The 26073-nt window shown below is 68.7% G+C and carries 30 protein-coding genes; 14 read left to right on the top strand and 16 right to left on the bottom strand.

All coding sequences use genetic code 11. From position 1 onward, the window contains the following. The first annotated feature begins 115 nt into the window (after positions 1-115). Complete coding sequence (locus AMYAL_RS0122205; protein WP_020633464.1) at positions 116-343, top strand: hypothetical protein; 228 nt, start codon at positions 116-118, stop codon at positions 341-343. On the opposite strand, the gene AMYAL_RS0122200 is transcribed toward AMYAL_RS0122205, so the two are convergent. Next, positions 344-1372 (bottom strand): YhjD/YihY/BrkB family envelope integrity protein, encoded by a 1029-nt coding sequence (locus AMYAL_RS0122200; RefSeq protein WP_020633463.1) that lies wholly within the window; start codon positions 1370-1372, stop codon positions 344-346. It lies immediately after the preceding gene. Between the two features lie 35 nt (positions 1373-1407). Next, positions 1408-2427, bottom strand: a complete 1020-nt coding sequence (trpS, locus tag AMYAL_RS0122195) for a tryptophan--tRNA ligase (RefSeq protein WP_020633462.1) — start codon at positions 2425-2427, stop codon at positions 1408-1410. Between the two features lie 163 nt (positions 2428-2590). Here trpS and AMYAL_RS0122190 point away from each other — a divergent pair, with 163 nt between their 5' ends. Beyond that, on the top strand, positions 2591-3337 hold the full coding sequence (locus tag AMYAL_RS0122190; protein ID WP_020633461.1) for a S1 family peptidase: 747 nt from the start codon (positions 2591-2593) through the stop codon (positions 3335-3337). A 516-nt stretch (positions 3338-3853) separates the two neighbouring features. On the opposite strand, the gene AMYAL_RS0122185 is transcribed toward AMYAL_RS0122190, so the two are convergent. After that, positions 3854-4171: a hypothetical protein gene (locus AMYAL_RS0122185; protein WP_020633460.1), complete on the bottom strand. Its 318-nt coding sequence runs from the start codon at positions 4169-4171 to the stop codon at positions 3854-3856. A gap of 401 nt (positions 4172-4572) precedes the next feature. On the opposite strand from AMYAL_RS0122185, the gene AMYAL_RS0122180 reads away from it, so the two are divergent. Beyond that, entirely contained in the window at positions 4573-5460 is an 888-nt protein-coding gene (locus tag AMYAL_RS0122180; protein ID WP_020633459.1) for a glycoside hydrolase family 19 protein, read from the top strand. 60 nt (positions 5461-5520) lie between these two features. Here AMYAL_RS0122180 and AMYAL_RS0122175 read toward each other — a convergent pair whose 3' ends face one another. Next, positions 5521-6018, bottom strand: a complete 498-nt coding sequence (locus AMYAL_RS0122175) for a MarR family winged helix-turn-helix transcriptional regulator (protein WP_020633458.1) — start codon at positions 6016-6018, stop codon at positions 5521-5523. Positions 6019-6083: 65 nt separating this feature from the next. On the opposite strand from AMYAL_RS0122175, the gene AMYAL_RS0122170 reads away from it, so the two are divergent. Further along, positions 6084-6584, top strand: a complete 501-nt coding sequence (locus AMYAL_RS0122170) for a cupin domain-containing protein (protein ID WP_026467332.1) — start codon at positions 6084-6086, stop codon at positions 6582-6584. On the opposite strand, the gene AMYAL_RS0122165 is transcribed toward AMYAL_RS0122170, so the two are convergent. Continuing rightward, the gene (locus tag AMYAL_RS0122165) at positions 6578-7474 is read right to left on the bottom strand and encodes a hypothetical protein (RefSeq protein WP_020633456.1); all 897 of its coding nucleotides are present in this window, start codon (positions 7472-7474) and stop codon (positions 6578-6580) included. The two genes, AMYAL_RS0122170 and AMYAL_RS0122165, sit on opposite strands and share 7 nt — an antisense overlap. Positions 7475-7486: 12 nt before the next feature. Continuing rightward, positions 7487-8293 (bottom strand): exodeoxyribonuclease III, encoded by an 807-nt coding sequence (locus tag AMYAL_RS0122160; RefSeq protein ID WP_039794074.1) that lies wholly within the window; start codon positions 8291-8293, stop codon positions 7487-7489. A gap of 56 nt (positions 8294-8349) precedes the next feature. On the opposite strand from AMYAL_RS0122160, the gene AMYAL_RS0122155 reads away from it, so the two are divergent. Further along, positions 8350-9093 carry an MBL fold metallo-hydrolase gene (locus AMYAL_RS0122155; RefSeq protein ID WP_020633454.1) on the top strand — a complete coding sequence of 248 codons (744 nt, stop codon included), beginning with the start codon at positions 8350-8352 and terminating at the stop codon, positions 9091-9093. A gap of 61 nt (positions 9094-9154) precedes the next feature. Here AMYAL_RS0122155 and AMYAL_RS0122150 read toward each other — a convergent pair whose 3' ends face one another. Continuing rightward, positions 9155-9457: a hypothetical protein gene (locus tag AMYAL_RS0122150; RefSeq protein ID WP_039795648.1), complete on the bottom strand. Its 303-nt coding sequence runs from the start codon at positions 9455-9457 to the stop codon at positions 9155-9157. A 183-nt stretch (positions 9458-9640) separates the two neighbouring features. Beyond that, positions 9641-10864, bottom strand: coding sequence for an NADP-dependent isocitrate dehydrogenase (locus tag AMYAL_RS0122145; RefSeq protein ID WP_005166487.1), 1224 nt, complete (start codon positions 10862-10864; stop codon positions 9641-9643). 229 nt (positions 10865-11093) lie between these two features. Here AMYAL_RS0122145 and AMYAL_RS0122140 point away from each other — a divergent pair, with 229 nt between their 5' ends. The 3 genes from AMYAL_RS0122140 (at position 11094) to AMYAL_RS51065 (ending at position 13284) form a co-directional block, all read left to right on the top strand. Further along, positions 11094-11603, top strand: coding sequence for a hypothetical protein (locus AMYAL_RS0122140; RefSeq protein ID WP_245192991.1), 510 nt, complete (start codon positions 11094-11096; stop codon positions 11601-11603). A gap of 82 nt (positions 11604-11685) precedes the next feature. Then, complete coding sequence (locus AMYAL_RS0122135) at positions 11686-12270, top strand: hypothetical protein (protein ID WP_020633451.1); 585 nt, start codon at positions 11686-11688, stop codon at positions 12268-12270. 21 nt (positions 12271-12291) lie between these two features. Further along, positions 12292-13284, top strand: a complete 993-nt coding sequence (locus AMYAL_RS51065) for a DUF2203 family protein (protein WP_020633450.1) — start codon at positions 12292-12294, stop codon at positions 13282-13284. A 3-nt stretch (positions 13285-13287) separates the two neighbouring features. On the opposite strand, the gene AMYAL_RS0122125 is transcribed toward AMYAL_RS51065, so the two are convergent. Next, positions 13288-14175, bottom strand: coding sequence for an esterase/lipase family protein (locus tag AMYAL_RS0122125; protein WP_020633449.1), 888 nt, complete (start codon positions 14173-14175; stop codon positions 13288-13290). Positions 14176-14294: 119 nt separating this feature from the next. Beyond that, entirely contained in the window at positions 14295-14909 is a 615-nt protein-coding gene (locus AMYAL_RS0122120; RefSeq protein ID WP_020633448.1) for a LysE/ArgO family amino acid transporter, read from the bottom strand. A 66-nt stretch (positions 14910-14975) separates the two neighbouring features. Between AMYAL_RS0122120 and AMYAL_RS0122115 the strand changes: the two genes are divergently transcribed. Then, positions 14976-15854, top strand: a complete 879-nt coding sequence (locus AMYAL_RS0122115; RefSeq protein WP_020633447.1) for a LysR family transcriptional regulator ArgP — start codon at positions 14976-14978, stop codon at positions 15852-15854. Positions 15855-15892: 38 nt separating this feature from the next. Further along, entirely contained in the window at positions 15893-16468 is a 576-nt protein-coding gene (locus AMYAL_RS0122110; protein ID WP_020633446.1) for an HhH-GPD-type base excision DNA repair protein, read from the top strand. Here AMYAL_RS0122110 and AMYAL_RS0122105 read toward each other — a convergent pair whose 3' ends face one another. Beyond that, the gene (locus tag AMYAL_RS0122105) at positions 16469-17047 is read right to left on the bottom strand and encodes a GNAT family N-acetyltransferase (RefSeq protein WP_020633445.1); all 579 of its coding nucleotides are present in this window, start codon (positions 17045-17047) and stop codon (positions 16469-16471) included. It abuts the gene before it with no gap. Positions 17048-17073: 26 nt separating this feature from the next. Beyond that, a complete protein-coding gene (locus AMYAL_RS0122100) occupies positions 17074-17718 on the bottom strand; it encodes a spermine/spermidine synthase domain-containing protein (RefSeq protein ID WP_020633444.1) in 645 nt (214 codons plus the stop codon). A 201-nt stretch (positions 17719-17919) separates the two neighbouring features. Between AMYAL_RS0122100 and AMYAL_RS0122095 the strand changes: the two genes are divergently transcribed. Then, entirely contained in the window at positions 17920-18108 is a 189-nt protein-coding gene (locus tag AMYAL_RS0122095) for a DUF1918 domain-containing protein (RefSeq protein ID WP_020633443.1), read from the top strand. A gap of 3 nt (positions 18109-18111) precedes the next feature. On the opposite strand, the gene AMYAL_RS0122090 is transcribed toward AMYAL_RS0122095, so the two are convergent. Beyond that, the gene (locus AMYAL_RS0122090; protein WP_020633442.1) at positions 18112-19281 is read right to left on the bottom strand and encodes an MFS transporter; all 1170 of its coding nucleotides are present in this window, start codon (positions 19279-19281) and stop codon (positions 18112-18114) included. 222 nt (positions 19282-19503) lie between these two features. On the opposite strand from AMYAL_RS0122090, the gene AMYAL_RS0122085 reads away from it, so the two are divergent. After that, a complete protein-coding gene (locus AMYAL_RS0122085) occupies positions 19504-19821 on the top strand; it encodes an ArsR/SmtB family transcription factor (RefSeq protein ID WP_020633441.1) in 318 nt (105 codons plus the stop codon). A 194-nt stretch (positions 19822-20015) separates the two neighbouring features. After that, positions 20016-21188 (top strand): MFS transporter, encoded by a 1173-nt coding sequence (locus tag AMYAL_RS0122080; protein ID WP_020633440.1) that lies wholly within the window; start codon positions 20016-20018, stop codon positions 21186-21188. Positions 21189-21192: 4 nt separating this feature from the next. On the opposite strand, the gene AMYAL_RS0122075 is transcribed toward AMYAL_RS0122080, so the two are convergent. Then, entirely contained in the window at positions 21193-21492 is a 300-nt protein-coding gene (locus AMYAL_RS0122075) for a DUF3017 domain-containing protein (protein ID WP_020633439.1), read from the bottom strand. Positions 21493-21645: 153 nt separating this feature from the next. On the opposite strand from AMYAL_RS0122075, the gene AMYAL_RS0122070 reads away from it, so the two are divergent. Next, entirely contained in the window at positions 21646-24315 is a 2670-nt protein-coding gene (locus tag AMYAL_RS0122070; protein ID WP_026467330.1) for a TNT domain-containing protein, read from the top strand. A gap of 68 nt (positions 24316-24383) precedes the next feature. On the opposite strand, the gene AMYAL_RS0122065 is transcribed toward AMYAL_RS0122070, so the two are convergent. Next, positions 24384-24971: a pentapeptide repeat-containing protein gene (locus tag AMYAL_RS0122065; RefSeq protein WP_020633437.1), complete on the bottom strand. Its 588-nt coding sequence runs from the start codon at positions 24969-24971 to the stop codon at positions 24384-24386. A gap of 4 nt (positions 24972-24975) precedes the next feature. Beyond that, positions 24976-26061 (bottom strand): reverse transcriptase family protein, encoded by a 1086-nt coding sequence (locus AMYAL_RS0122060; RefSeq protein WP_026467329.1) that lies wholly within the window; start codon positions 26059-26061, stop codon positions 24976-24978. Positions 26062-26073: the final 12 nt, after the last annotated feature.

Below are 26073 nucleotides of genomic sequence, written 5' to 3'. Positions count from 1 at the left end.
TCGGCGGACATCGCGGCTGGAGACCGCTAACCTTTCGGTCTCCACCTGCGGACCGTTCGGGGGACGGCCGTGGGTGTCCCCGATTTCACGTACTCATTTCCGAGGTGTCTTTTCCATGCAGAGACTCGCGTTCCTGTTCATCCTGCTCGGTTTCGGCTCGGTGGCGCTGACCTACACCGACCGTCAGTTCGTCCTGCTGATGTGGGCCGAGGACTACCAGCCGGTGCTCGGCATCGTCGTCGGCGTTCTCGGTGTGGCCCTACTCGTCGCGGGCCTTCTCCGCAAAAAGAAGGTCGCGCAGGCGCCCGTCGCCCAGTCGGCGCCGCAGCAGCCCGGCCAGTAGTCACGGCTTCCGTCGGCCGAACCAGCCCAAAAGCGCTCCGGTCGCGAAAGCCCCGCCGACGGCACCGAGCCCCGGCCCCTGCTGGACGGTCACCCGAGGGTGGATCAGCACGGGGGCCGGTGGCTCGATGACCGTCTTCAGGTTCTCCTTCGCCGTCGCCGTCCACGCGGTGACGAACAGCAGGAACCGCGAGACGAGGTTCGCGAACACGAGCAGCCCGATCACCGGGCCGAACAAGGTGAACGCCGGTGATTTCGTGACGCTGCCGAGGTAGATGGTCGCGGCCTGCTGGAGCACGATGAACCCGACGGCGGCGAAGATCGCGCCCTTGACCGCGCTGCGCAGCGCGACGTGCTCACGAGGCAGCCTCGCGATGACCCACAGGAAGACCAGGGTGTTCGCGATCAGGCCGAGCAGGATCGTCGCGACCTTCAGCAGGAACACGGCCCAGCTCTGATTCTCCAGGCCGACCAGTTCCAGCAGGAAACGCCCGACGCCGCTGCCCGCCGCGGTGAGGCCGAACGAGACCACCAGCGCGAGACCGAGTCCGACGAGGGACAGCAGATCCTTGATGGTCGTCGAAACCAGCGGGAGCTTCTGCTTTTCCTGACCCCATTGGGCGGTCAGCGCGTCACGCAGGTTCGCCATCCAGCCGATACCGGAGTACAGGGCGAGCAGCAGGCCGAACACCCCGATACCGCCGCCGGAGTCCAGCGCGGCCTGGATGATGCTGCCGACCAGATCGCTCAGCCCTTCCGGGACCGACTTCTTGATGCCGTCGACGAGCTGGTTCTTCACCGCCTGGTCACCGGCGAGCACGATCTTGATGATCGCGAAGGCGACCATCAAGATCGGGATCACCGAAAGCACGCTGAAGTAGGTGATGGCGGCGGCGTAGTGGTTGCCGTAGCGCTCGGTGAAGGCGTCGTTGGCCCGGATGAGGTGATCGAGCCAGCCGTACTTCCGCCTCAGGCGCGGTAACAGCTTGTCCTCATCCGGCTTCGTGCCGTCATCTTTCGCCACCGTCAAACGCTAACCACGCATCGGCGACAGCGCAGCGCGAATCAGCCTGCCGGGGGAAGGAACCCGATGTTCTCGTAGACGTTCCGCAACGTCACCGAAGCGACTTCCCGCGCCCGTTGCGCACCGAGGGCCAGCGCCTTGTCGAGCTCGGCGACGTCGTCCATGTAGGACTGGACGCGTTCCTGCACCGGCGTGGCCCACTCGACGAACGCCTCGGCGACACCCTTTTTGAGGTCGCCGTAGCCCTTGCCTTCGTAGGCGGTGACGAGTTCGGCGACCGGCTGGTCGGTCAGCGCGGACAGGATCGTCAGCAAGTTGGAGACGCCCGGCTTGTTCTCGGTGTCGAAGACGATCTCGCGGCCGGTGTCGGTGACCGCCGACCGCACCTTCTTCGCCGACTTCTTCGGGTCTTCGAGCAACTCGATGAGGCCGTTGCCGGTCGACGAGGACTTGCTCATCTTCGCGGTCGGGTCCTGCAGGTCGTAGATCTTCGCCGTGTCCTTGACGATATGCGGCTCCGGCACGGTGAACGTCTTGCCGTAGCGGTTGTTGAACCGCTGCGCGAGGTTGCGCGTCAGCTCCAGGTGCTGCCGCTGGTCCTCGCCGACGGGGACCTCGTTCGCCTGGTAGAGCAGGATGTCCGCGGCCTGCAGGACCGGGTAGGTGAACAGGCCGACGCTGGCGCGATCCGTGCCCTGCTTCGCGGCCTTGTCCTTGAACTGCGTCATCCGGCTCGCCTCGCCGAACCCGGTCTGGCATTCCAGCACCCAGCTCAGCTGGGCGTGCTCGGGCACGTGGCTCTGGACGAACAAGGCGCTGCGTGCCGGGTCGACGCCGAGCGCGAGCAACTGCGCGGCCGACCGTCGCGTGCGCTCGCGCAGCACCTTCGGGTCCTGCTCGACGGTGATCGCGTGCAGGTCGACGACCATGTAGAAGGTGTCGTGGGTGTCCTGCAGCCGCACCCATTGCCGCAGCGCACCCAGGTAGTTGCCCAGGTGGAACGAGTCGGCGGTCGGCTGGATCCCGGAGAGCACCCGCGGGCGCTTCAGTTCGTCGGACACGTCCGGATTCTGTCAGGCCACGTCGCGGCGGGTCATCCGAGGTCGATCCCGCCAAACGGTCTAAACGGTTAAATGACACATACTTCCGACGGTTCTGGGCGCGGTGTCCGATTCCTAGCGTTCATGGCACCGGATCTTCCGGCCACACCGAAGGAGAACCCAGATGAAGGCACGATCCCTGCTGATGGGCTTGGCCATCGCGGCTGCGGCCGTGTTCACGCTTCCCGGAGTCGCGACGGCTGCCGAGCCCACCGGCGGCGTCCAGCCGAACATCGTCGGCGGAGGCAACGCGACGCAGGTCTATTCGTTCATGGTGTCCCAGCAGTCGAGCAGCGGCGGGCACCAGTGTGGTGGGTCATTGATCAGCGCGACCTGGGTGGTCACCGCGAAGCACTGTGGCACGCCGGCTCAGGTGCGCGTCGGGACCACGAACCGCACCAGTGGCGGCACCGTGGCCCGCGTGGCCCAGCGGATCGCCCACCCGAGCGCCGACCTGGCGCTGCTGCGGCTCTCGTCGTCGGTTTCGCAGGCGCCGGTCACGATCGCCGACGCGTCCGGGGCCGTCGGCACCGCGACGCGGATCATCGGCTGGGGCCAGACCTGCGCCCCGCAGGGTGGCTGTGGTGCCCCGGTCACCCTGCAGCAGCTGGACACCTCGATCGTCGCCGACAACAAGTGCCTCGGGATCAGCGGCGCGAGCGAGATCTGCACCAACAACCCCGGCGGGAACAAGGGCGCCTGCTACGGCGACTCGGGCGGCCCGCAGGTGAAGCAGGTCAACGGTGTCTGGCAGCTGATCGGCGCCACCAGCCGCGCCGGGAACAACAGCAGCACCTGCGCGACCGGGCCGTCGATCTACGTGGACGTCCCCTACTTCCGCAGCTGGATCCGCAGCAACGCCGGAGTCTGATCCGGTTCCCGCGTCGCCCCACCGTCCCCTGGGGCGACGCGGTCCCAGCCGGTTCAGCAAGGAACCGCGGGGAAGTTCGAAGAGCCGCTCCAGCAGCGCGACCGCCTTCAGGGAGTCGCACCGCTCGGGGCGGCTTCTTCCCGTCCGCCAGTAGCTCAAGGTGGCGACACTGATCCGGACGCCCTGCTGGGCGAGCCGGTGGCGGATCCGGTCGAGTCCGAGACCGCTGTCCGCGATCGCCTGGTCCAGGGCACGCGGGAAGGGATCCCCCGGCCGGCTGCGACGCCGCGTCACCGTCATGCACCTGAGCGTGGCGACCGCCACGTACCTAAACAATCCGGGCGGGACTAGGTGCCGCTACCCAAGAAATCCGCACTTCGACTTTCGCGGGCTAATCGCGATCTGCCCTGCCCCGAGCCCGTCTCGACTTTCGCGGGCTAATCGCGATGCGCCCCTGCCCGAGGGACCAGGTCGACTTTCGCGGGCTAATCTCGATCTGGGACGGGAAGGCGCAGGTCAGGGGCGCTGTTGGCGGGTGAGGGCGTCGTCGGCGAGGACGGCCTCGGCCATCGCGGCGACGTGCGGGGTGGCAGGCTGAGCCGGGGCGGCGGCAGCGGCCGCGCGGGCCTTCCGCCGCTGACGGAACACACCGAAGGCCATGCCGACGATGCCGAGCGCGACGGCGATCAGGCCGACCGGGCCCAGAAGACCGAACGCCATCTCCGAGCGCGAAGTCGCCTCAGCTGCCGACGCCGGGACTGCGCCCGCGACGAGCAATGCGACCGGGATCGCGATGACCGCGGCCGCCTTGGCCGCGAGCAGGGCCGATCGCATCAGGAGATGAACTGGGTTCCGCACCGGAGTGCCTCCCGTGACGTGACTTTGCCGAACCGGAACGCTAACCCGAACGAGTGAGCATTTCCAGGCTGCTGGTCAAAAAACTACCGAGCGTGTCAAGACCTGTGGGTTTTGATCAACTCGGGGCACGAGACTAGCCCCTCACAGGGGGGATCTTTCGAGCACCCCTCTTCCCAGAGTTGTCGTGCACGGAAACGGTTTCTGACAAAACCGGACAGGGTTAGGCCGTTCGGATGTCACCACACGGCCGAACAGGCACGATCCGACTTTCCCCGGTTGGTTTCTTGTCCGCAATGGTCTATACCTGTTGGCCATACCCCTTAAAAGGTATAGACCAATATCTCCCTGCATGGTCCCCTCGTACGAAGGAGCCACCGATGTCTCTTCGACGTATTCTCGCGGCGGTCGCCGCCACCTTCGCCGCCACCACGGTCGCCGTGGTCGTCCCGGCCCAGTCCGCCTCCGCCGCGGACTGCGTGGCACCGTGGAACGCGAGCTCGGTCTACTGGGGCGGCAACACCGCCTCCCACAACGGGCACAACTGGTCCGCGAAGTGGTGGACACAGAACGAAACCCCTGGTTCGGCGCAGGTTTGGGCCGATCAGGGCGCCTGCGGCGGCGGCACGACCAACCCGCCGAACCCGTCCGGCTTCGTGGTCAGCGAAGCTCAGTTCAACCAGATGTTCCCGAGCCGGAACGCCTTCTACACCTACAACGGCCTGGTCACCGCCCTCAGCGCGTACCCGGCCTTCGCAGGTACGGGCAGCGACACCGTGAAGAAGCAGGAAGCGGCCGCTTTCCTGGCGAACGTCAGCCACGAGACCGGCGGCCTGGTCTACGTCGTCGAGCAGAACGAGGCCAACTACCCGCACTACTGCGACACGAGCCAGTCCTACGGCTGCCCGGCGGGCAACGCCGCGTACTACGGCCGCGGCCCGATCCAGCTGAGCTGGAACTTCAACTACAAGGCCGCCGGCGACGCGCTGGGCCTGCCGCTGCTGACCAACCCGTGGCTGGTGCAGAACGACGCGGCTGTCGCCTGGAAGACCGGCATCTGGTACTGGATGACCCAGAACGGACCCGGCACGATGACCCCGCACAACGCGATGGTCAACAGCCGCGGCTTCGGCGAGACCATCCGCAGCATCAACGGGAGCCTCGAGTGCAACGGCGGCAACCCCGGCCAGGTGCAGAGCCGCGTGAGCAAGTACCAGCAGTTCACCGGGATCCTCGGCGTCGACCCCGGCGGCAACCTGTCCTGCTGATCCATCCAGGGAACTGAAGGGGCCCTTCGCCGCAAGTGACGCGGCGAAGGGCCCCTTTCGTCATTCCAGCGAACCGAGCAGCCGGCGCAGTGCCCCATCCAAGACGTCGAGCTCCGCACCCAGCGGCGAGAGGAGCTTCGCGACGTTCGCCGTGTGCTCGGTCATCGCGGCGTCGACGACCTCGAAACCACGCTCGGTCAGCGTCACCCGGAAGCTGCGCCGGTCCTCGGGATCGAGCGCCCGCTCGACCAGTCCCGCCGACTCGAGCCGGTCGATCCGGCTGGTCATCCCGGCCCTGGACATCATCAGCGTCGCGGACAGCTCGGACGGGATCAGCGTGTACGGCTTCCCGGACCGCCTGAGCGCCGCGAGCACGTCGAACTCACCTTGTTTCAAGCCGTGTCTCGCGAACACGGCCTCCACCATCGGCGTGGTCAGCATCGTCACGCGGCCGAGGCGACCGGCGACCCCTATCGCGGTCAAGTCCAGTTCCGGCCGTTCCCGCCGCCAGGCGCCGACCACCTCGTCGATCGCGTCGACGTTCCGCTCTTCACTCACGCCCGCCAGTCTATTCGACGGGAGATAGTTTGACAGCGAACTATCAGTGGTGGAACTATCTGGACATGACACAGCGCACCGAAACCCGCGAAACCGTCCTCGTCCGTGCCGCCGAAGCCGAGACCGTCGGCGCGGCCCCCACCCTCGTCACCCTGCTCGCCGACGTCTCGACCACAGGCGGAGTCCTGAGCAGCGCGAGAACACAGCTGGGCGTCGGCGCCGATGGAGCCGCGCCGCACTATCACACCGGCTCCTCCGAGATGTTCTTCATGCTCGGCGGAAAGCTGGAAGTCCTTGTGGGCGAAGAGATAGTCACCGTTTCCGAAGGTGACATGCTCGTGGTCCCGCCGCTGACCACACACGCTTTTCGCGCGGCCGTGGACTCAGCGGCGGACGTGCTGATCGTGTTCATTCCCGGCGTGGAACGGTTCGACTACTTCCGCCTGCTGGAAAAGGTCGGACACGGCGAAGCGACCGTCCAAGATCTCTTGGACAGCCAGGAAAAATTCGACAACCACTTCGTCGAAAGTCCAGTGTGGACGGAGAGCGCGAAGTCCCGTCAATAACCGCGCGGCGGGTATCCCGGTGGCGGTCCGTACGGCCCCGGCTGCGGATAACCCTGCGGCGGATACCCAGGCTGCGGATACTGCGGTGGCGGGTACTGGGGCGGCGGATATCCCGGATGCTGCGGCGGATACGGCTGCTGGCCGTACTGCGGCGGGGGCGGGTACTGCTGCGGATACCCTGGATTCTGCGGTGGGTACGGCTGCTGCGGGTGCTGGGGCTGCTGCTGCGGAGGCGGCGGGGCGGACTGCCCGCCACCGAGGTGGAACGGCAGCAGCGACACCAGGAGCCCGAGGTGTCCCAGCGTCAAGAGCACGTCGTCCGGCTTGGTCCGGCCGAACGTCGGATTCTCGACGTAGACCAGTTCCGCGCCCACCAGCGACCAGGTGTGCAGCTTCGACGACCGCATCGTGGCGGCGACCTGCGGCGTCAGCACTCCGACCGCGACATTCGGGTCAGTGTCGATCAGCTTGTACCAGCGATTGAACTTCCGGTCCGCGGTGGCGGGCTCGGGATACTTGTCGACGTCCCAGGCGGCTTCGATGCTCGACACGATTTGGAAGTTCGGCATCGGCGCGGGCAGGGCGACCACCCAGACGGTGTCGATCGAGATCGTGTCGAGCTCGTTGACCTTCTTGTTGGTCCACCGCGTGTGCACGCTCGTGACCGTCGGGCGGCGGTGGTAGTCGAAAACGCTGAACCGAAGCCCGTTGTACACGCCGCTCAGCGCGCCGAACGCCATCCGCTTGTCCCCGCGCTGGTTGAACGGCAGCACCGTCCACCGCTCCAGCAGGTTCGGCGCGTCCGGGCTGAACTCCCAGCCGTACTGGCCGGACATCGCGTAGCGCTCGGCGTTCGTCGCCTCGATCCGCCTGGCTTCGTTCGTCTCCATCGCAGCCTCAGGTCAGCCGGAGTACGTCGCCGTCACCGGCGCGTGGTCGGACCAGCGCTGGTCATAGGACTCGGCGCGCTCGACCACGACGGACGTGCACCGCTCGGCCAGACCGGGAGTGGCGATCTGGCAGTCGATGCGCCAGCCCGAGTCGTTGTCGAACGCCTTCCCGCGGTACGACCACCAGGTGTACGGGCCGGGGCCTTCCGGATCGAGTTTGCGCTGCACGTCGACATAACCGGCCTCGGTGAACACGCGGCCGAGCCATTCCCGCTCCTCCGGCAGGAAGCCCGAGCTCTTCTGGTTCCCGCGCCAGTTCTTCAGGTCGGTCTTCTCGTAGGCGATGTTCCAGTCGCCCACGACGACGACCTCACGGCCACCGGCCTCGGCCTTGGCGCGCAGATCGACGAGGTACGGCAGGAACGCCGCCATGAAGCGCTCCTTCTCGTCCTGGCGCGGGGTCCCGACGTCGCCGCTGGGCAGGTACAGGCTCGCGACCACGACATTCGGCAGGTGGATCTCCGCGTAACGGCCGCTGTCCTCGAATTCGGGCTCGCCGAAACCGATGCGGACCTCTTCCGGCTCGGCCCGACTGAAGAGCATGACGCCGTTGCGTCCCTTCTGCACGGACGGCGCGTGCACCACGTGCCAGCCCTCGGGCGCGGCGGCACCGGCCGGCAGCTCCTTGAGCTCGGCCCGGACCTCCTGGCAGGCGACGACATCGGCCTTCGTGGAGCCCAGCCACTCGACGAAGCCCTTTTTCGCGGCGGCACGGAGGCCGTTGACATTCACAGTGGAGACGGTCAGCACTCTCCGCACGCTACCCGGAGGGTCCGACAGAACCGTCAGGGAGTTCTCTCTGCGAGACTGCGCGCATGAGCGAGCTGACCGTGCTGGGCAGCTGCGGCGCCTGGCCGGAACCGGGGCGGGCCTGCGCCAGATTCCTCCTGGTCCACGAGGGTTTCAAGGTCGTACTCGACCTCGGCTACGGGGCTGCGTCACGGCTGTTCGAACACGCCCCCGGTGGCCGTGTCGACGCGGTGGTGGTGACGCACGAGCATCCCGATCACTGCGCCGACGTGAGCGCACTCGGCCGCGCCCGCGCCTACGGGCTGCCGGACGAGCCGAGGATCCCGCTCCACTGCACGCCGGGCACGGTGCGGCGGCTCGAAGCGATGGAGCCGCGACCGCATCCGACGACGATTTTCGATGTGCACGAACTCGGCCCGCCGCGCGAGGTCGGGCCGTTCCGGATGACGACGTTCCCGTTGCCGCACCATGTGCCGAACCACGGGGTCCGGCTGAGCGCGCCCGGACTCACCGTCGCGTACACCGGCGACAGCGGGCCCAGCCCGGTCCTGGCGGAGCTGGCGCGCGACGCCGACCTGCTCATCGCCGACGCCACCTTGCAGGGCCCGTCTCCCGACGAGACGCCGCGGCTGGTGTCGACGGCGGGCGAGGCCGGGTACTGGGCCGAGCGCGGAGGTGCCCGGCGGCTGCTGCTGACCCACTTCTGGCCCGGTTCCGACCTCGAGGTCTCGGTGGCCGAAGCGCGGGAGGAGTTCAGTGGCGAGGTGCTGGCGGCCGAGGAAGGCGCCCACTTCAGGTTCGCGGGCTAATCGCGATCCCCCAGGTCAAGGCACCCACTCGACTTTCGCGGGCTAATCGCGATCCCGCAGGTCAGGGGCCGCATTTGGCGCCTTCGACCGGGGGCGCGAACTGGGCCGAGACCCATTTGCCCTCGGCGATCTTGCGGAAGCCGTTCTCGACGACCGGCTGCGCGTCGATCTTCGCGTCCTTGACGTACTTGCCGACGATCTTCTGTCCACCGGGGACGTCGCGCGCGTTGAGCACGTCTGCCGTCACCACGACCTGGCAACCGGTCGGGCTCGCGCTCGACGCCTTGTCCTGTCCCGAGATGGCGACGACGACGATCAGCGCCGCGCCGGCGCCGAGGAACAAGACCGGTTTCGAGATGGCCATGATGGTCACTCCTCGAACAAGGGAATCGTTTTCTGTCTGTACCAGAGTGGCAGAAGCCGGGGCTGTCGCCCAGATCCCGGATTGCCAACCACCCGGAGGCGCCAACCGGACGGTGCCCGTACTACCCAGGGTCACAACGCGAAAAGGCCCCCTTCCGCGAGGAAGGGGGCCTTCAAGCGAGACTCAGCCCTGGGCGATCTTCTTGGCCAGGTTCTCGTCCAGCGTCGCGAGGAACTCCTCGGTGGTCTGGAACGCCTGCTCCTTGCTGATCAGCAGCGCGAGGTCCTTGGTCATCTTGCCGCTCTCGACGGTCTCGATGACGACCTGCTCCAGCTTGTTCGCGAACCCGATCAGCTCCGGGTTCGAGTCCAGCTTGCCGCGGTGCTCGAGGCCACGGGTCCACGCGAAGATGGACGCGATCGGGTTGGTCGAGGTCGGCTTGCCCTGCTGGTGCTGGCGGTAGTGCCGGGTGACCGTGCCGTGCGCGGCCTCGGCCTCGACGGTCTTGCCGTCCGGGGTGCGCAGCACCGACGTCATCAGGCCCAGCGAGCCGAAGCCCTGCGCGACCGTGTCGGACTGCACGTCACCGTCGTAGTTCTTGCAGGCCCAGACGTAGCCGCCCTCCCACTTCATCGCCGCGGCGACCATGTCGTCGATCAGGCGGTGCTCGTAGGAGATGCCCTTGGCGTCGAAGTCGGCCTTGAACTCGGCCTGGTAGATCTCCTCGAACACGTCCTTGAACATGCCGTCGTAGGCCTTGAGGATGGTGTTCTTGGTCGACATGTAGACCGGGTACTCGCGGTCGAGGCCGTACTGCAGCGAGGCGCGCGCGAAGTCCTCGATGGACTTGCGGTAGTTGTACATGCCCATGGCGACGCCGCCGCCCTCGGGGAACTTCGCGACGTCGAACTGCATCGGCTCGGAGCCGTCGTCCGGGGTGTAGCTGATGGTCAGCGTGCCGGGGCCGGGGACCTTGAAGTTGGTCGCCTTGTACTGGTCACCGTGCGCGTGACGGCCGATGATGATCGGCTTGGTCCAGCCGGGCACCAGGCGCGGGATGTTCTGGATGACGATCGGCTCGCGGAAGATCACGCCGCCGAGGATGTTGCGGATCGTGCCGTTGGGCGAGAGCCACATCTTCTTCAGGCCGAACTCTTCGACGCGCGCCTCGTCCGGCGTGATCGTGGCGCACTTGACGCCGACGCCGTGCTTCTTGATCGCGTTGGCGGAGTCGATGGTGATCTGGTCGTCGGTGCGATCCCGCTCCTCGATGCCCAGGTCGTAGTACTCCAGGTCCACGTCCAGGTACGGGTGGATCAGCCTGTCCTTGATGAACTGCCAAATGATGCGGGTCATCTCATCGCCGTCGAGCTCGACGACGGTGCCCTGGACCTTGATCTTGGCCATGAGCAGCGGTGCTCCTTCCGCGGATCTTCGCGTTCTTCTTCAGTCTCTCCGGTAGCGGTACAAGCGTACTGCTTTACGGTCCTGGATGGTTCCAGTAGTGGTGGGTATCAAGTCTCCACGAGGCCGATGTGGCCGACGTCACCCGGTCGGACGACGGCCATCCGGCCGTCACGGAACCCACGGGGACCGCGTCATCATCGAACCGCACTCCTCAGAAAGGGCGGTCCCCATGTCCACCAACCCCTACGCCGTGCCGCCGCACGAGCAGCCGTCGGCGCCGGAGCCTTACCTCCAGCCTAGGCAAAGCGGTCGCGCCGTGCCTCGTGTGATCAGCGCGCTCGGCGGGGTCCTCCTCACGCCGGTCGCGCTCGGGCTGGTGATCTACGGCGGCTCGCGGCTGCAGCGGACGTACGCGCAGGCCTACACCGTCGGCGAAGACCCGCTGGGCTTGACCCTGCTGATCGTCGGCGGCCTTCTCCTGCTCGGCGTCGCGCTGCTCGGCGTGCTGTCCGGACTCGGGCCGGTGCTCGGCGGCCTGCTCTGGGGAGTGATACCGGGACTGACCACGCTGCTGGGCGGGACAAGCGTCATGAGCACCCTGTACGACGTCGGCGGCCGCGAACTCGGCGTCGGCCTGGTGACCTGGCTGGTGATGGGCGCCCTGTTCGGGAGCGGTTTCCTGCTCGTCGGGGCGGGCTTGGTCGGGACCCTGACCCGGCGCGGCTCAAATCGCGTTTAGCGGGCTAAACGCGATCTGCGGAGATCGAAGTGAACCGAAAGGGCTTCGCGTCCGTAGTCCGGTTCAGGGAGGTGGCCCGCCCATGTCATCGCACCGGTACGTCGCGGAGTACGACGACGAGGACTACCAGGAGTACGGCGAGTACGAGCAGCCCAAGGATCCGCGAAGGCCGTACGAGGACGTCGAGTCGTATGAACCGTACGAGCCCTTCGAGGACGACGTAGGTTCCGAAGACCCCCGCGCGGGCCGAGGCGTCCGTCGCGTCCTCAGTGGCGCGGGCGGCCTGATCCTGACGCCGGTCGCTCTCGGCCTGCTGGCTTGGGGCGGTCTGCGGCAGCAGATGCTCGTCCAGGCGACGCTCAGCACCCAGCGTGACGTCCTCAGCATCGGCCTGCTCGTGGGCGGCGGGATCCTGCTGCTGTCGGTCGGGCTGCTCGGCGCGCTGTCGGCGACCGGCCCGATCCTCGGCGGGCTCGTCTGGGGCGTCGCACCCGGCGTGGCCACCGTCGCGGTCCCCGAATGGGGCTTCCGGCTCATGAAGTACCTGCCGCAGAACGACGTCACCTACGGCGTCACGAGCTGGCTGTTCATCGGCGGCCTGCTCGGGACGGGCTTCCTCCTGATCGGCGCGGGCCTCGCGTCGAGACTCGCCCGGCGGCGCCGCTGAGCGGGCTGGGACCATCGGCGCATGGGATTGTTCACCGTTCCTGAAGCCCGCGCCGAACTCGCCCGGCTACGCCCCGTGCTCGACGAACTCGTCCGCCTCCGCGCCGACGCCGCCGAACTCGCCGCGTCCTTGCGCCCTGGCGGCTGGGAGACCACGCTCGGCGGAATGCCGGAGTGGAAGGCCGCGCAGGCCCGGCTGGACGATCTGATGACCACTGTCCAGCGGACGGGCGCGGAACTGAAGGGGTTCGCCCCGCTCCTGGTCGACTTCCCCGCCGAACTCGACGGCGTCGACGTCCTGCTGTGCTGGCTCGAAGGCGACCCCGAGCTCTGCTGGTATCACCGCGTCGACCTGGGTTTCGCCGGACGCCGACGCCTGCCGGACAGGGTCGTCGTGACCGAGGAGATCGCGGCCGGACTGTTCGACGGCATGGCCGCGCACTACGACGAAGACACCTTTCACGGCCTCGTCGCCGAAGCGCTCGTCGACGGCCTCGGCCGCACGGCTCCCGAACGCGTTCTCGACGTCGCGACCGGCACCGGTGTGGCCGCGTTCGCCGCGCTGCGCCTGGAACCGGGCGAAGTGCTCGCGATCGACATCTCGCCGGGCATGATCGCCCAGGCCGAGATGAAAGCGGCGACACGCGATCCCGGCAAGGTCATCACCTGGCAGGTCGCTTCGGCTGTTCCGTCGCCGGTGGAGGACGACGGCGCCGACGCCGTGCTCTGCGCGTCCTCGCTGCACTTCCTCGGCGCGGCCGCGCTTCGCGACTGGCTGCGGGCGCTGCGCCCTGGCGGCAGGGTCGGTTTCAGCCTGCCGCTGGCGTCGGCGTTCCGGCCGTCGGAGGCGTTCGCCGCGATCGTCCCCGCCGACCTGAAACTGCCGGAAACCGAGGACGACGCGGCGGAACTGGCCGCTGAAGCAGGCTTCACCGAGGTGACCGTGAAGCGCCTCGACGTCGAGTCCGAGGACAGGGTCCGGTCGGTGTTCGTGGTGCACGCGACCAAACCCTGAGGCCTACAGCGGCGCGAAGAACGGCACGCACTTCGGCGCGGGCGCGCCTGCCGGGTCGAGCGCCTTGAGGATCAGGCTCGTCACGTTCGGGTCGATCGCCTGGCTCAAGTGCCCGGAGACGTCCACGCCACATTTGTCCTGAAGCGTGATGTCGGTCGTGCCCGGCTCGTTCAGCACACCGCTGGTGTACGGCGTGACCACTCGATCGTGGCGGCTGACGATGCTCGTGTAGGTCGGCCCCGGCACGCTCACCCCGCCGCGGGCGAGGTCGTCGAGGAAGGCCGACGGCGGGAGGTATTCGCGGCACGCCCCGCAGACGCCGTCGGCGAGCAGGTCGATGCCGGGCAGCGAAAGCGCGGCTTTGGCCAGCCCGGAAAGGCCGTTGAGCGACGTGCCCTTGAAGTTCGAGCCGAACCCGACGAAGTGCTTCACCTTCTCCGCGCCGCCCTCGAATTTGAGGTAGTACGCGGGCATCGTCGTGCCCTCGGAGTGCCCGACGATGTCGACCTTGTCCGCGCCGGTGCTCGACCGCACGCGGTCCACGAACGAGCCGAGTTCGACGGCGCTCTTCCGCATCGAGGCCATCCCGCCGAACAACTGTCCACCCAGGACGGTGCCGCCGTAGGTCAGCGAGTAGACGCAGTAACCGGCGTCTTTGAGTTTCGGCGCGTGATAGAACCAGTTGGTCGTCGCGTTGCCGCCGAGGCCGTGCACCAGCACGACGGGCTCGGGGTGGTTCGCGCCCGGTTTGCACGACCAGTCGTTCCAGCCGCTCGACGGCGCCGCGCTCGCCACCGCCGGGGCGGCGATCGTGAACGTCAAGGCCGCGACAAGCGTGGTGAGGATCTTCCTGGTCTTCGTGGCACCGCCGTTGGTGACCCGAGCCCGCATCCGTGCCTCCGGTTACTCGCCAGTATGGGATGCGATTCATCATGCGTCACAAACCCACGGCCGGAACCAGGAGAAGAACCAGACTTGCGCCTGGGGTTTTGTGATGGGTCACAAGCCGCTCAGGCGCTGGCCACCAGTGTCACCCCGAGGGCGATCATCGTGGCGGCGACCAGGCCGTCCAGCACCCGCCACGACGACGGTTTGCGGAAGAACCCACTGAGCAGCCTCGCGCCGAAGCCGAGCGCGAGGAACCAGAGCACGCTGGCCGTCACCGCGCCGGCGCCGAACGCCCACCGGCCGCCGCCGTGTCCCGCCGCGATGGCGCCGAGCAGGAGCAGGGTGTCGAGGTAGACATGCGGGTTCAGCCAGGTGATCGCCAGCGTGGTCAGCACGATGCGGCGCAGCGATCCGCCGGTCTCCGGGCCATCGGTTTCCAGTGCGGCCGGCCTGAACGCGCGACGGGCCGCGAGAGCGCCGTAGCAAAGCAGAAAAGCGCCGCCGACCAGGGCGACGATGGTCAGAGCTTCGGGCGATGTCCCCACCAGCGCGCCCACGCCGCCGACGCCGAGGCTGACCAGGATGGCGTCCGAGAAGATGCAGATCAGCACCACCACGAGCACGGCTTCGCGGCGGATGCCCTGGCGCAGCACGAACGCGTTCTGCGCGCCGATCGCGACGATGAGGGCCATGGTGGCGCCGAACCCGGCGCCCGCGCTGAACAGAACGTCTCCCATACGGGTGACACTAGGAAGCGGATCACCAACAGTACAGCTAAAGATTCTTACGTAACATTAGCGCTCATGATGACCGATCTGCCTCTCGACCTGGTCCGCACGTTGCTGGCGGTCGCCGACGAAGGCACGTTCGACGTGGCGGCGTCGGCGCTGCACGTGACGCCGTCGGCGATCAGCCAGCGCGTCAAGGCGCTCGAACAGCGCACCGGCCGGGTCCTGCTGATCCGCACGAAACCGGTGCGCCTGACCGAATCCGGCCAGGCCGTCGTGCGCTTCGGCCGTCAGCTGGCCCTGCTGGAGGCCGACACCCGCGCGGAACTCGGCCTGACCGCCGGCGACGAACCGGTCCGGCTGCCGATCGCGGTGAACGCCGATTCGCTGGCGACCTGGTTCCTGCCGGCGCTCACGCGAGTGCCGCCCGAGCAGAAGATCTGCTTCGAACTGCACCGCGAGGATCAGGACCACACCACGACCCTGCTGCGGGAGGGCCTGGTGATGGCCGCCGTGACGTCGTCGCCGGATCCGGTCACGGGGTGTTCGGTGCACCGGCTCGGGCACATGCGTTACCTGGCCGTCGTGAGCCCGGCCCTCGGCACGGATCTCGACCTGGCCGAAGCGCCCGTCGTCGTCTTCGACCGCCGCGACGACCTTCAGGACCGTTTCGCCCGCGAACGCGGCACGATCGCGAGTTCGCTGCGGCACTACGTCCCGTCGTCCGAAGGGTTCTTCGACGCCGTCGCCGCCGGGATGGGCTGGGGCATGGTGCCGCTCGCGCAAATCGGCGACCGGCTGCGCGACGGCAGGCTCGTCAGTTTCGACCCGGACCACCCGATCGACGTACCGCTGTTCTGGCAGCAGTGGAAACTCGACTCCCCCGCGCTGGCGGCGGTGTCGGCCGCCGTCACGAGCGCGGCCGCGGACCTGCTCGTCGACCCACACGGATGAGGACGCGCGCGGCGGCCCGGTCGTGAGATCCTGGGCGCATGACGCGCGCATTGCACCTGGTCGGGGAAGAGGAAGCGGACCGGCTGCTGACCGAAGACCCGTTCGCGCTGCTCGTCGGGATGCTCCTCGACCAGCAGTTCCCGATGGAACACGCGTTCCGCGGCCCGCAGAAGATCGCGGACCGGATGGACGGTTTCGACATCAAGAAGATCCACGCGATGGACACCGAGACCTTCGTCGAGCTGTGCGTGGTCCCGCCCGCGATCCACCGCTACGGCGGCTCGATGGCCCGCCGTGTGAAGGATCTCGCGGAGCACGTGGTCGAACGCTACGACGGCGACGCGGCCGGGATCTGGACCGCCGGGCGTCCCAAACCGGACGGCCCCGAAGTCCTCAAGCGACTCAAGGCGCTGCCCGGTTTCGGCGACCAGAAGGCCGCGATCTTCCTCGCGTTGCTCGGCAAGCAGCTCGGCATTCACCCCAAGGGCTGGCGCGCGGCCACCGGTTCCTACGGCGACCGCGGCTCCCGGCGTTCGATCGCCGACGTCGTCGACGCGAAGACCCTCGGCGAAGTGCGGGCGTTCAAGAAGGCGGCGAAGGCAGCGGCGAAGTAGCTACTTCTTCGCGGCTCCCGGCCACGGTCCCGGCGTCGTGGCGGGCAGTTCGGCCTGCTCGACCTCGGTGCGGAACAGCCGGAAGCCGCGGGCCTGGTAGTTCTTGAGCGCGGCGGGGCCGTCCGTGGTGCAGGTGTGGACCGTGACGTGGCGCGTCGGCGTCTTGCCCGGCCAACGCTCCGCGAGCGCCCACGCCTCCCGAAGCGCGACGGTCAGCAAATGCCCGCCGATCCCCTTCCCGACGAAGGACGACATCAGGCCGAAGTACGCGAGTTCCACAGTGCCCTCAAGACCGGCCTTCTCGCTGCCGTCGAGCTCGAAGTAGCCGCACGGAGTTCCCTGCACGTAGGCCACCCAGGTCTCGACGCCCGGCCTGTCCAGCCATTCGATCCACTGGGCCCAGCTCCAGCCGAGCCTGTCGATCCAGAACCAGTCGCCACCGACCGCCGTGTAGAGGTAGCGGTTCAGATCCGGGCTGACCAGCTCGGAGCGAGTGACCGTCACCGGGACGGCGGGCGGCTTCGCCGCGCTCAGGTCGTCCGGTGCGGTCTGTTCGAGGTGCCAGGTCGTGATCTCCATGCGGCGATCATTTCAGCCTGCGTCCGCTACACCCGCGCGAACCACAGCACGTCCGGTTCGCCTTGCGGCACCGGGATCTTCAGCTCCCGCACCTCACCGAACCGCGCTCTCAGCCGCTTCGCGAACGACGGCACCGACTCGGCGCTCCACACCGCGAGCACGCCGCCGGGCCGCAGCCGCGCGGCGAGCATGTCGAGCCCGTCCTCCCGGTACAGCTTCGCGTTGCCGTCGGTGACCGTCCATTCAGGACCGTTGTCGATGTCGAGGCACAGCGCGTCGAACCGTTCTTCCGTCCGGCGTAACCATTTCACCAGATCGGCCTCGACGACGGTGACCCGCTTGTCGGAAAGGGCGTCGTCATGGACGTCCCTGAGCGGGCCTTCCCGGTTCCACCCGATCACGGCGGGTTCACGTTCGATGACCACGACCTCACCGACACCGGGGTGGTCCAGCGCGGCGCGCAGCGAATAACCGACACCGAGGCCGCCGATCAGCATCCGCGCCTTGCCCGGCACCAGGTCTGCCGCCACCGATACGAGCAGCCGTTCGGATTCCCCGTTCCGGGTGTCCATCAGGAAGACGCCGTTGGCGATGACCTCGAAGTCGTTTCCTGCCCGGCGGAGCACCAATTCGCCGCTCTTCCCCGCCACTGTGTCGAGCACGTCGGTCATCCGGGCAGCCTATCGACGACGGTCACGGCAAGCCCGCCATTTTGCACAACACGAGACTGCCCGCATCGGCGAAAGGGTTCCGGGATTCGCGCCGTGCGGCGGCCACAGCGTCCGTGCCTCCAAGGATTTCGAGGATCATGCCCACGCTGTAGCGGGATCACCTCCGACGCTCCTAACCTTGAAGCGTCGGAGGTGGTTCTCATGCAGGCGACCGTCGGAGACGAGATCCACGTGCACGGACGCACGGTGGGCTCGGCCGAGCAGCGCGGCGAAATCCTCGAAGTACGCGGCGAACACGGCGGCCCGCCGTATCTCGTCCGGTTCGCGGACGGGCACGAAGGGCTGGTCTTCCCCGGCCCCGACTGCGTAGTCCAGACTCGCGCCGAATAGACGTCACTCGGCCATGGCGGGCTGCCTCACGCGGCTCCGCCAACCTGCCACGACCACGGCCGCGGCGATCGCGGTCAGCACCGCCGCGATCTCGGGCAGCAGGAGCGGCCCGCCGCCGCTGAGCACGGCTCCTCCGACCAGCCCGGAGAGGCCGACGCCGAGGTAGATCGCGGACGCGTTGAGCGACAGGAGAAGCCCGGCGTTCTGGCTGGACAGCTCGATCAGCCGGTGCTGGATCGGCGGGTTGATCGACCAGGTGGCCAATCCCCAGAGGAACAGCACGACGGCCGCGCCCGCGATGCTCGTCGCCACCAGCGGCAGCATCGCGAGCACCACCGTGATCCCGCCGAACACGACCAGCAGCGGCACCCTCGCACCCCACCGGTCGGTCGCACGCCCGCCGAGGACGTTGCCGAGCGCGCCGCCCGCGCCGTAGACGAACAGCAGCAGGCTGACCGTCGTGCCGTGGACGCCCGCCGTGGCCGACAGGACCGGCGAGATGAAGGTGTAGACGGAGAACGCGGCGAGGCAGCCGAGCACGGTCGCGCCGAGCATGGCGAGTACACGCGGGTCCTTGGCGACGGTGAACCGTTCGGCCAGCCGGACCGGAGGCGGCGCCGGGACGGCGGGCAGGACCAGCCGGACCGCGAAGGCGCCGAGGAGCGAGAAGGCCGCGACGAGCGCGAAGACAGCCTGGTAGCCGACGCTCTGCGAGAGGACGCTGCCGAGCGGGACGCCCAGGATCGTCGCGACCGTCAGGCCACCGAAGACGAGCGCGACCGCGCGGCCCCGGCGTTCCGGCGAGGTGAGTTCGGCGGCGACGGCACTCGCGGCCGGGGTGAAGACCGCCGCGCCGATCGCGGTGACGACCCTGGCGAGGAGCAGGGTCACGTAGCCGGGCGCGAGGGCGGCGAGAGCGTTGCCGATGGCGGTGACGACGAGGGCGGCGACCAGGAGCGAGCGCCGTTCCCAGCGGCCCGTGACCGCGGCGAACAACGGCGAGCCGATCGCGTACGCGATGGCGAAGGCGGTGACCAGCTGGGCGGCGGCCGTCTCGGAGACCGCGAGCTCACCGGTCAGCGCGGGCAGCAGCCCGGCGACCACGTAGCCACTGGTGCCGACCGCGAAGGTACCCAGCGCCAGCACCGCGGTCCTGGGTGGTGCGAAAGTCATGACTCCCCAGCTCCAGACCCCTTTTCACGCCTGCTCCGCGGTGGCAGCCAGATCGCGATTAGCCCGCGAAAGTCGATCCGGGGCCCCTGGGCGCCCTGCTGCCGCCAGATCGCGATTAGCCCGCGAAAGTGGCGTGGGGTCGTTGTTCGATGGTTGTCGTAGTTCGATGCAGACCGTACTACGAACTCGCGGAAAGTTCGAGAGGCGTCGTACTATGGGCGGATGGCCGCGACCGCTCAGCAGTACGTCTACCCCGATCAGGACGAGATCCGGATCGAGGCGGTCCTCGCCGCGCTGGCGGACCCCGTGCGGCTCGACATGGTCCGCCAGCTGGCCGAACCCGGCACCGAGATCTCGTGCAGCGGTTTCGACGTCGCCGTGACCAAGTCCACACTCACCCATCACCTGCGCACCCTGCGCGAAGCGGGCATCATCATGGGCCGCCAGCAGGGCACCGCCCGCTACAACTCCTTGCGCCGCAACGATCTCGACGAGCTCTTCCCCGGACTGCTCCAGGGAGTGCTCGCCGCCCGCCGCTGAGGGTGGGCAGCCTCACCCGAAACCGGGATGACAAAGGGCCCCTTGATCCGTTGAACTGGACGCCGGACAGCTCGTCGACGTCGAGGCCACACGCGCTGTCTTCTTTTGTGTCCGAGACCTAAATCGATTCAGCTCCCCATCCGCGACGCTGGGCGAGTAATCGTTTACTCACTTACCACCCCGGAAGGAGAGCCGTGCCCGTCGCGCTGCTCGCGCTCGCCATCGGTGCCTTCGGCATCGGGACCACCGAATTCGTCATGATGGGCGTGCTGCCCGAAGCCGCCGCCGACTTCGGCGTGTCGATCCCGTCGGCCGGCTACCTCATCTCCGGGTACGCCCTCGGCGTCGTGGTCGGCGCCCCGCTGCTCACCGCCGCCGCCGTCCGGCTGCCGCGCAAGACCATGCTGCTGGCGATGATGGGGCTGTTCACGCTCGGTAACACCCTCTTCGCGCTCTCGCCGAACCAGGAGTTCGGCGTCGCCTTCCGCTTCCTCGCCGGCTTGCCGCACGGCGCGTTCTTCGGTGCCGGCGCGGTCGTCGCGTCCAGCCTGGCCAAGCCGGGCGAACGCGCGAAGGCCGTCTCGATGATGTTCATGGGCCTGACCCTGGCCAACGTGGTCGGCGTGCCGCTGGGGACGCTGCTCGGCCAGAAGGTCGGCTGGCGCGCGACCTTCGGCGTCGTCGCCGTGATCGGCCTGCTCGCCATGGCCGCGATCGCGAAAATGGTCCCCCACCAGGGCAAACCGGTCGAGCCGTCGCTGCGCGGCGAACTCGGCGCCTTCCGCCGTCCGCAGGTGTGGCTCGCCCTCGCGATCGTCACCTTCGGCCTCGGCGGCGTGTTCGCCTGCCTGTCCTACATCGCGCCGATGCTGACCGACGTCACCGGCTACTCGCCGTCGAACGTCACCCTGCTGCTCTCACTCGCCGGGGTCGGCATGACGATCGGCAACTACCTCGGCGGCAGGCTCGCCGACAAGGCGCTGATGCCGAGTCTCTACGTCTCGCTGTTCGGGCTGGCCACGGTACTGGCGATCTTCACCTTCACCGCGAACGGCAAGGTCGGCGCGGCGGTGACGATCTTCTTCGTCGGCCTCGCCGGGTTCATGATCGGCCCGATGATGCAGGCCCGGATCATGGAGAAGGCGGGCGGGACGCCTTCACTGGTCTCCGCCGCCGTGCAGTCGGCGTTCAACATCGCGAACTCCATCGGCGCCTACCTCGGCGGCCTGGTGATCGCGGGCGGGCTCGGCCTGGTCGCGCCCAACTGGGTGGGTGCGTCGCTGGCCGTCCTGGGGCTCTCGCTGGCCGCGGTGTCCGGCGGTCTGGACCGCCGCGAAGCGCGGCTCACCCCCGCCATGGCCTCCTGACCCTTCAGGACAGTGGGCCACCGGTGATCGTGAAGGCGATGAACATGATCAAGACGGACAGCGCCCCGTAGGTCAGGACGTCGACCGGCTTGCCCCGGATCGCCAGCAGCCCGGCCTTCGCCTCGGGCAGGGCCGCCCGGAGCAGGCCGGCGAGCAGCAACGCCCCGCCGATCAGCACGGCGCCCTGGCGCCAGTGGTACTGGCCGATCCGCAGGGCGGCGACGGCCACCACCAGCATCACCAGCAGGAACGGCAGGTGATGGAGCAGTGCCCCACGGTCACGCCGCTGTCCGGCCACCGCCATCAGTCCTCGTCCTTTGTGGTCTCGCGGGCAAATCGGTTCACGTTTTCAGTATCCAGGGTGAGTGACGAGGCACCAGGTCAGGGCATCTTCCGGATTGTCAAGAGCGGCAAAACCCACATGCGGGGTGCACACGAGCGCGGATACGGTCAAAATGTGACCGTGGCACAACCGACGACTCAGTTGAACGCGACCGAGCAGGACACCCTGGTCAAACAGATCGGCCTCGCCCTGCTGCGGGCCGCGCCGCGCGATTGGCGGAAGGTGACCGCCGAGTACCGAGCCGTCGGCAGGTACCACGAGATGACCGGCGAGATCATCACCGAGGACGGCACCTCGCACGAGTGGGTCGCGACGCATGACATCGCGACGCTGTTCGGCAGGCTCCGTGCCGGGATGTACCGCGACGGCCGCGGCACCTGGTTCAACGCGCGTTACCAGCTAGACCACCCGTCCAGCTACAACCTCGAGTACAACCGCGACGAGCCCCAGTGGCGCCTCGCGCCGCCTCCGCAGGCGCTCTCGGACGAGCTGCGCATGTTCCCCCGTTCCGAGGAGAATGTGCCCGAATGGCTGATCCGGCGCATGTCCGGCCTCGGCCCGGAGCAGCCTGGGCCGCATTTCCGCATCGCCCGCATCTTCGACACCATCGGCCCGGCCGGGCGTCCGGTGATCAACCGGCCCGACCTGGAGATCGAGGAGCAGGACAGGCTGCTCGAGTACCTCGACCACGCGCCGCTGGTGGTCACCGAACGCGGCTACGACATCGACAGGCTCGCGCAGACCCCCGAGGCCACCGTCCCGGTCGCCTTCCACAGTGACGGGCAGTGGATCTGGCCCGCCGCCGTGAACTTCTACCTGCGTGAATACGGCGTCTCACCGGAACTCGACCTGATCGACCACGTCCGGCAGAACGACTTCGCGCTGCCCGAGGTCGACGCCCCGACGCTGCAGGCCGCGGCGGGGTACCTCACGCGGGGGAATCAGCCGCAGCAGCAGCGCCCCAACGGCCCGGCCGGACCGGGTGGCCCCAACGGCGGCCCCGTGGGCCCGCCTCCGCAGGGCCCGCCGCAGAACGGCCCCGTGCCGCCGCAGCAGCAGGCCCCGGTCAACCAGCCCGGACCTCAGGGTCCCGCGGGCCCTGGTCCGAACCAGGCCGCTCAGCCGCCCGTCCCGCCGCCGCATCAGCAGGGCCCGGACCCCGCCGTGGCAGCGGCCGCGGCGGCCGCACCGGTCGCCGCCGCGGCGGCCGTTCCCGCCGCCGAGTCCACGCTTCCGGATCAGGCCGAGCAGGCCCAGCGGTACGAAGAGGACTACGACACCCAGGACTACCAGGCGCAGGACTTCCACGAAGCCGCCGCCGAGCAGCGGTACGAAGACGGCTACGAAGACCAGTACGCGCACGACGAGGCGCAGTTCCACGAGTCCGAACAGGACGTCTACGCCGACCAGGAGCGGCAGGACGAAGCGCCGCACCAGCGTGCCGAGCCCGAACCGGAGCCGCAGGCCGCCGACCCGGAGGCCACCACGTACGCGCGGCCCGCGCAGGTCGACGCCTACGAGCAGCCGCACGAGGAAGAGCGGGACGCGTACACCCGCGCCGAAGAGAACCAGCCGTACGCGCCCCCCGAGGAAGAGACGACCGCCGGTTACACGCCGGTCGAGCAGGCCGACGCCGGTCCCGAACTGCCTCTCCTGACGCACGACGCGGAGCCGAACGTGCCCCCGCCGTCGGACTCCGAGGTCACGCAGGTCGACGCCCCGCCGCAGGAGCGGGGGACCTTTGCTACCGCCCCCGTGCCCCGCCCGGAGCCGGAGCGCGAGGAGGCCCCGCGCCGCGTCGAGCACCCCGTGCCCGTGCTGAACGAACTGCAGTCGAAGTTCGACGACCTCGACGTGCCCGACGACGTCTATCGCATCGGGGCTCCCGCCGACCACGGCTGGAGCGTCGAGCAGGTCGACGGCGGCGGCTGGCGGGTCGGCTGGTACGACGGGAAGCTGACCAACCCGGCGGTGTTCGGCGACGCCGAGGACGCGGCCGCGTTCATGCTCGGCAAGGTCCTGCTGAACCCGAACGGCGCTCCGCCCGCGGATGAGCAGGCCTTCGACGAGGAACCCGCCGCCGAAGAACCGCCTGTCGAGGAACCCGTTCCGGCGCGGCCCGTGCTGGCGACGCTGTCCCCCGAGATCGCGACCGGTTCGCATCCGGTGCCCCCGCGGGAGTCGATCCCGGCGCAGGAGCAGACGGCGTTCACGACGGCCGAGGAGCTGCTCGGGGACGATCTGGACGACGAGCCCGCCCCCGCACCGGTCCCGCCCGCGCCCCCGGTGCGGCCGAACCCGGTGCTGGCGAGCCCGCCGCCGCCAGCGCCGCCGCGCCGCGAACCGCCGGTGGCCCCGCCGCCGATGCGGCGCGAGGAACCGGCGCGCCCGCCTGCCGCGGCGAACGCCGGGCCTCCGGACGCCAAGCAGAACTGGCCGATCTCGCCGCTCAACGGCGAGCCGCCGCTGACGCTGTTCCGCGGCAAGGAACTGCGTGAGCTGCCCGCGGGCAGTGAACTGGACCGCTTCGGCGGCCCGAACGGCAACCTGACCTACGCGGCCGGGACACCGTTCGAGGAGCGCTCGCTCGTGCCGGAGTGGGTGAACCGGCCGTACCACGTGTATCGCGTGCAGCGGCCGCTCGAGGCTCTCGCCGGTGTCGCGATCCCGTGGTTCAACCAGCCGGGTGGCGGGTCGGCGTACCTGCTGCCGGCGTCCATCGAGGAGCTGCTCGCCGAGGGCGACCTCATCGAACTGGACCCTGGCGAACCGCCGATCGACTAGTCCGTTCCGCACCGAAGGGGCCTTTCACCGCGAATTTCGCGAGGAAAGGCCCCTTCGTCGTACGCGGGTCAGTGGATGACGAGGCCGTGCGCGGCGGCGTAGGCGATCGCGGTCTCGGTGTCCACGTGCACACCCGAGAGGTTCGCCTGCACCAGGCCGTTGGCGTCGATCCGCGCGCCCCGCAGGTCGGCACCCTCGAGTTTCGCGCCGGCCAGCCGGGCACCGGTGAGGTCGGCGCCGCGCAGGTCGGCGCCGGTGAGGTCCGCCTCCGTCAGGTTGGCCTCGCGCAGCCGCAGCCCGGAAAGATCCACTTTGGACAGACGGTTCCGGCTCAGTGACACCAGCGAAAGATCACATTCGGTGAAAGCGATCTTCTGGAACCGGCAGTCCACAAAGGACGATCCGAGCATCGAGCAGGAACTCCACCGGGTACCGGCGAGCACACTGCGGTCGAAGGTGCACGAGCGGAACGCCGACGCTTCGTGGCGCGAGCCCTCGAAGTCGACCTTGGTGAAGTCGCACTGGTCGAACGTGCACCCTTGGGTGCGCAGGCCCCGCAGATCGGCTTCGGTGAAGTCACAGCCGACGAAACTGCGTTTTTCCCACCATTGCTGGGAAAGGACGGCTTCTCGATAGTCTTCGGCGGTCTCGATCACCCGTTCAGGATCGCACACCCGCTCCAGGCCAGACGATCCCGTCGAACAACGCGCGCAGCTTCGCCGCCCGTGCCTGCGAAGACGCGGCGATCCAGCCGATCCGCCCGAGCAGATGAGCACGGAAATCCGGATGGGCGGCCCGGTTCTGCGCCTCCGGGCCGGTCCGGACACAGTTGTGGAGCAGCGCGCGCAGAGCGTCGTAGTCGGCGCGCGTCGCGGCGGGCGCGCTGTTGACCACCAGGCCCGCGACCCGTTGCCGCTGGTGCGCGGCGGCGACCGACGTCTTGTCGTCCCGCAGGCGGAAACCCTCGTCGGTCACGATCCGCCGGACACCGGGCAGCAACCGGTGCAGCGGCAGGGAATCCCCGGAGAACGCCAGATCGTCGGCATAGCGCGTGTACGCCGCGCCCAGCACTCGCGCGAGGCCGTCGAGCCGCCGGTCCAGGTGGTGCGTGACAGCGTTCGCGACCGCGGGTGAGGACGGCGCGCCCTGTGGCAGGTGCGTGGCCGCCAGGTTGTTCAGCAGCCGCGCCCTGGCCGGATCCCGTCGCCCGCCGGGCGCGGCGGCGAGGACATCGGGCGGAACGGCCGTGGTGAGCACGCCCGCCAGCGCCTCCGCCACGGCCGGCGGGTAACCGGCGAGCGCGAGCAGCGCCGAGATCCGACGCGCGGACACCGCCGGGAAGAACCCTTCGAGGTCCATCCTGACCACGGTCTCCCGCCCGGCGTGCGGCGCGGCGCAGGTCAGGGGTGAACGTCCGCGCCGGAACCCATGCGCGGCTTCGTGCACCGGCAGCGCCTCGACGACGTGCCGCAGGATCCGGCGCTGCAGTTCGGCGATCCGCGGTTTCGGCCGTTCGATGAGCCGCACCCCGCCGGACGCCGTCGGGATCCAGCGATAGCCGTAGTGCCGGACCGGATCGGCCGCGCGCCGGTTCCAGCCCCGCGAGTCGGCGAACCACGAGAGTTCACCCGGCGTCAGGTCGAGCGCGGCGGCACACTCGTCGAACGTCGTCCAGCGGGCGACCTGCCACCGCCAGACCGGCATCGGCCCGAGAAGCGACGCGGAGGTGACTCTTTCTCCTGTCATCCGCGCGAACCC

Source organism: Amycolatopsis alba DSM 44262 (assembly GCF_000384215.1).
GTDB classification, from domain to species: domain Bacteria; phylum Actinomycetota; class Actinomycetes; order Mycobacteriales; family Pseudonocardiaceae; genus Amycolatopsis; species Amycolatopsis alba.
This window is presented reverse-complemented; position numbering and strand designations above follow the sequence as displayed.

Coding starts and splice junctions, on each gene's coding strand:
- AMYAL_RS0122085 (WP_020633441.1), top strand. CDS start 19,504: ATGGCCGCGACCGCTCAGCAGTACGTCTACCCCGATCAGGACGAGATC.
- AMYAL_RS0122115 (WP_020633447.1), top strand. CDS start 14,976: ATGATGACCGATCTGCCTCTCGACCTGGTCCGCACGTTGCTGGCGGTC.
- AMYAL_RS0122090 (WP_020633442.1), bottom strand. CDS start 19,281: ATGACTTTCGCACCACCCAGGACCGCGGTGCTGGCGCTGGGTACCTTC.
- AMYAL_RS0122185 (WP_020633460.1), bottom strand. CDS start 4,171: ATGCGATCGGCCCTGCTCGCGGCCAAGGCGGCCGCGGTCATCGCGATC.
- AMYAL_RS0122140 (WP_245192991.1), top strand. CDS start 11,094: ATGTCCACCAACCCCTACGCCGTGCCGCCGCACGAGCAGCCGTCGGCG.
- AMYAL_RS0122150 (WP_039795648.1), bottom strand. CDS start 9,457: ATGGCCATCTCGAAACCGGTCTTGTTCCTCGGCGCCGGCGCGGCGCTG.
- AMYAL_RS0122060 (WP_026467329.1), bottom strand. CDS start 26,061: ATGACAGGAGAAAGAGTCACCTCCGCGTCGCTTCTCGGGCCGATGCCG.
- AMYAL_RS0122190 (WP_020633461.1), top strand. CDS start 2,591: ATGAAGGCACGATCCCTGCTGATGGGCTTGGCCATCGCGGCTGCGGCC.
- AMYAL_RS0122075 (WP_020633439.1), bottom strand. CDS start 21,492: ATGGCGGTGGCCGGACAGCGGCGTGACCGTGGGGCACTGCTCCATCAC.
- AMYAL_RS0122110 (WP_020633446.1), top strand. CDS start 15,893: ATGACGCGCGCATTGCACCTGGTCGGGGAAGAGGAAGCGGACCGGCTG.
- AMYAL_RS0122105 (WP_020633445.1), bottom strand. CDS start 17,047: ATGGAGATCACGACCTGGCACCTCGAACAGACCGCACCGGACGACCTG.
- AMYAL_RS0122095 (WP_020633443.1), top strand. CDS start 17,920: ATGCAGGCGACCGTCGGAGACGAGATCCACGTGCACGGACGCACGGTG.
- AMYAL_RS0122120 (WP_020633448.1), bottom strand. CDS start 14,909: ATGGGAGACGTTCTGTTCAGCGCGGGCGCCGGGTTCGGCGCCACCATG.
- AMYAL_RS0122165 (WP_020633456.1), bottom strand. CDS start 7,474: ATGGAGACGAACGAAGCCAGGCGGATCGAGGCGACGAACGCCGAGCGC.
- AMYAL_RS0122170 (WP_026467332.1), top strand. CDS start 6,084: ATGACACAGCGCACCGAAACCCGCGAAACCGTCCTCGTCCGTGCCGCC.
- AMYAL_RS0122155 (WP_020633454.1), top strand. CDS start 8,350: ATGAGCGAGCTGACCGTGCTGGGCAGCTGCGGCGCCTGGCCGGAACCG.
- AMYAL_RS0122145 (WP_005166487.1), bottom strand. CDS start 10,864: ATGGCCAAGATCAAGGTCCAGGGCACCGTCGTCGAGCTCGACGGCGAT.
- AMYAL_RS0122205 (WP_020633464.1), top strand. CDS start 116: ATGCAGAGACTCGCGTTCCTGTTCATCCTGCTCGGTTTCGGCTCGGTG.
- AMYAL_RS0122135 (WP_020633451.1), top strand. CDS start 11,686: ATGTCATCGCACCGGTACGTCGCGGAGTACGACGACGAGGACTACCAG.
- AMYAL_RS0122100 (WP_020633444.1), bottom strand. CDS start 17,718: ATGACCGACGTGCTCGACACAGTGGCGGGGAAGAGCGGCGAATTGGTG.
- AMYAL_RS0122180 (WP_020633459.1), top strand. CDS start 4,573: ATGTCTCTTCGACGTATTCTCGCGGCGGTCGCCGCCACCTTCGCCGCC.
- AMYAL_RS0122125 (WP_020633449.1), bottom strand. CDS start 14,175: ATGCGGGCTCGGGTCACCAACGGCGGTGCCACGAAGACCAGGAAGATC.
- AMYAL_RS51065 (WP_020633450.1), top strand. CDS start 12,292: ATGGGATTGTTCACCGTTCCTGAAGCCCGCGCCGAACTCGCCCGGCTA.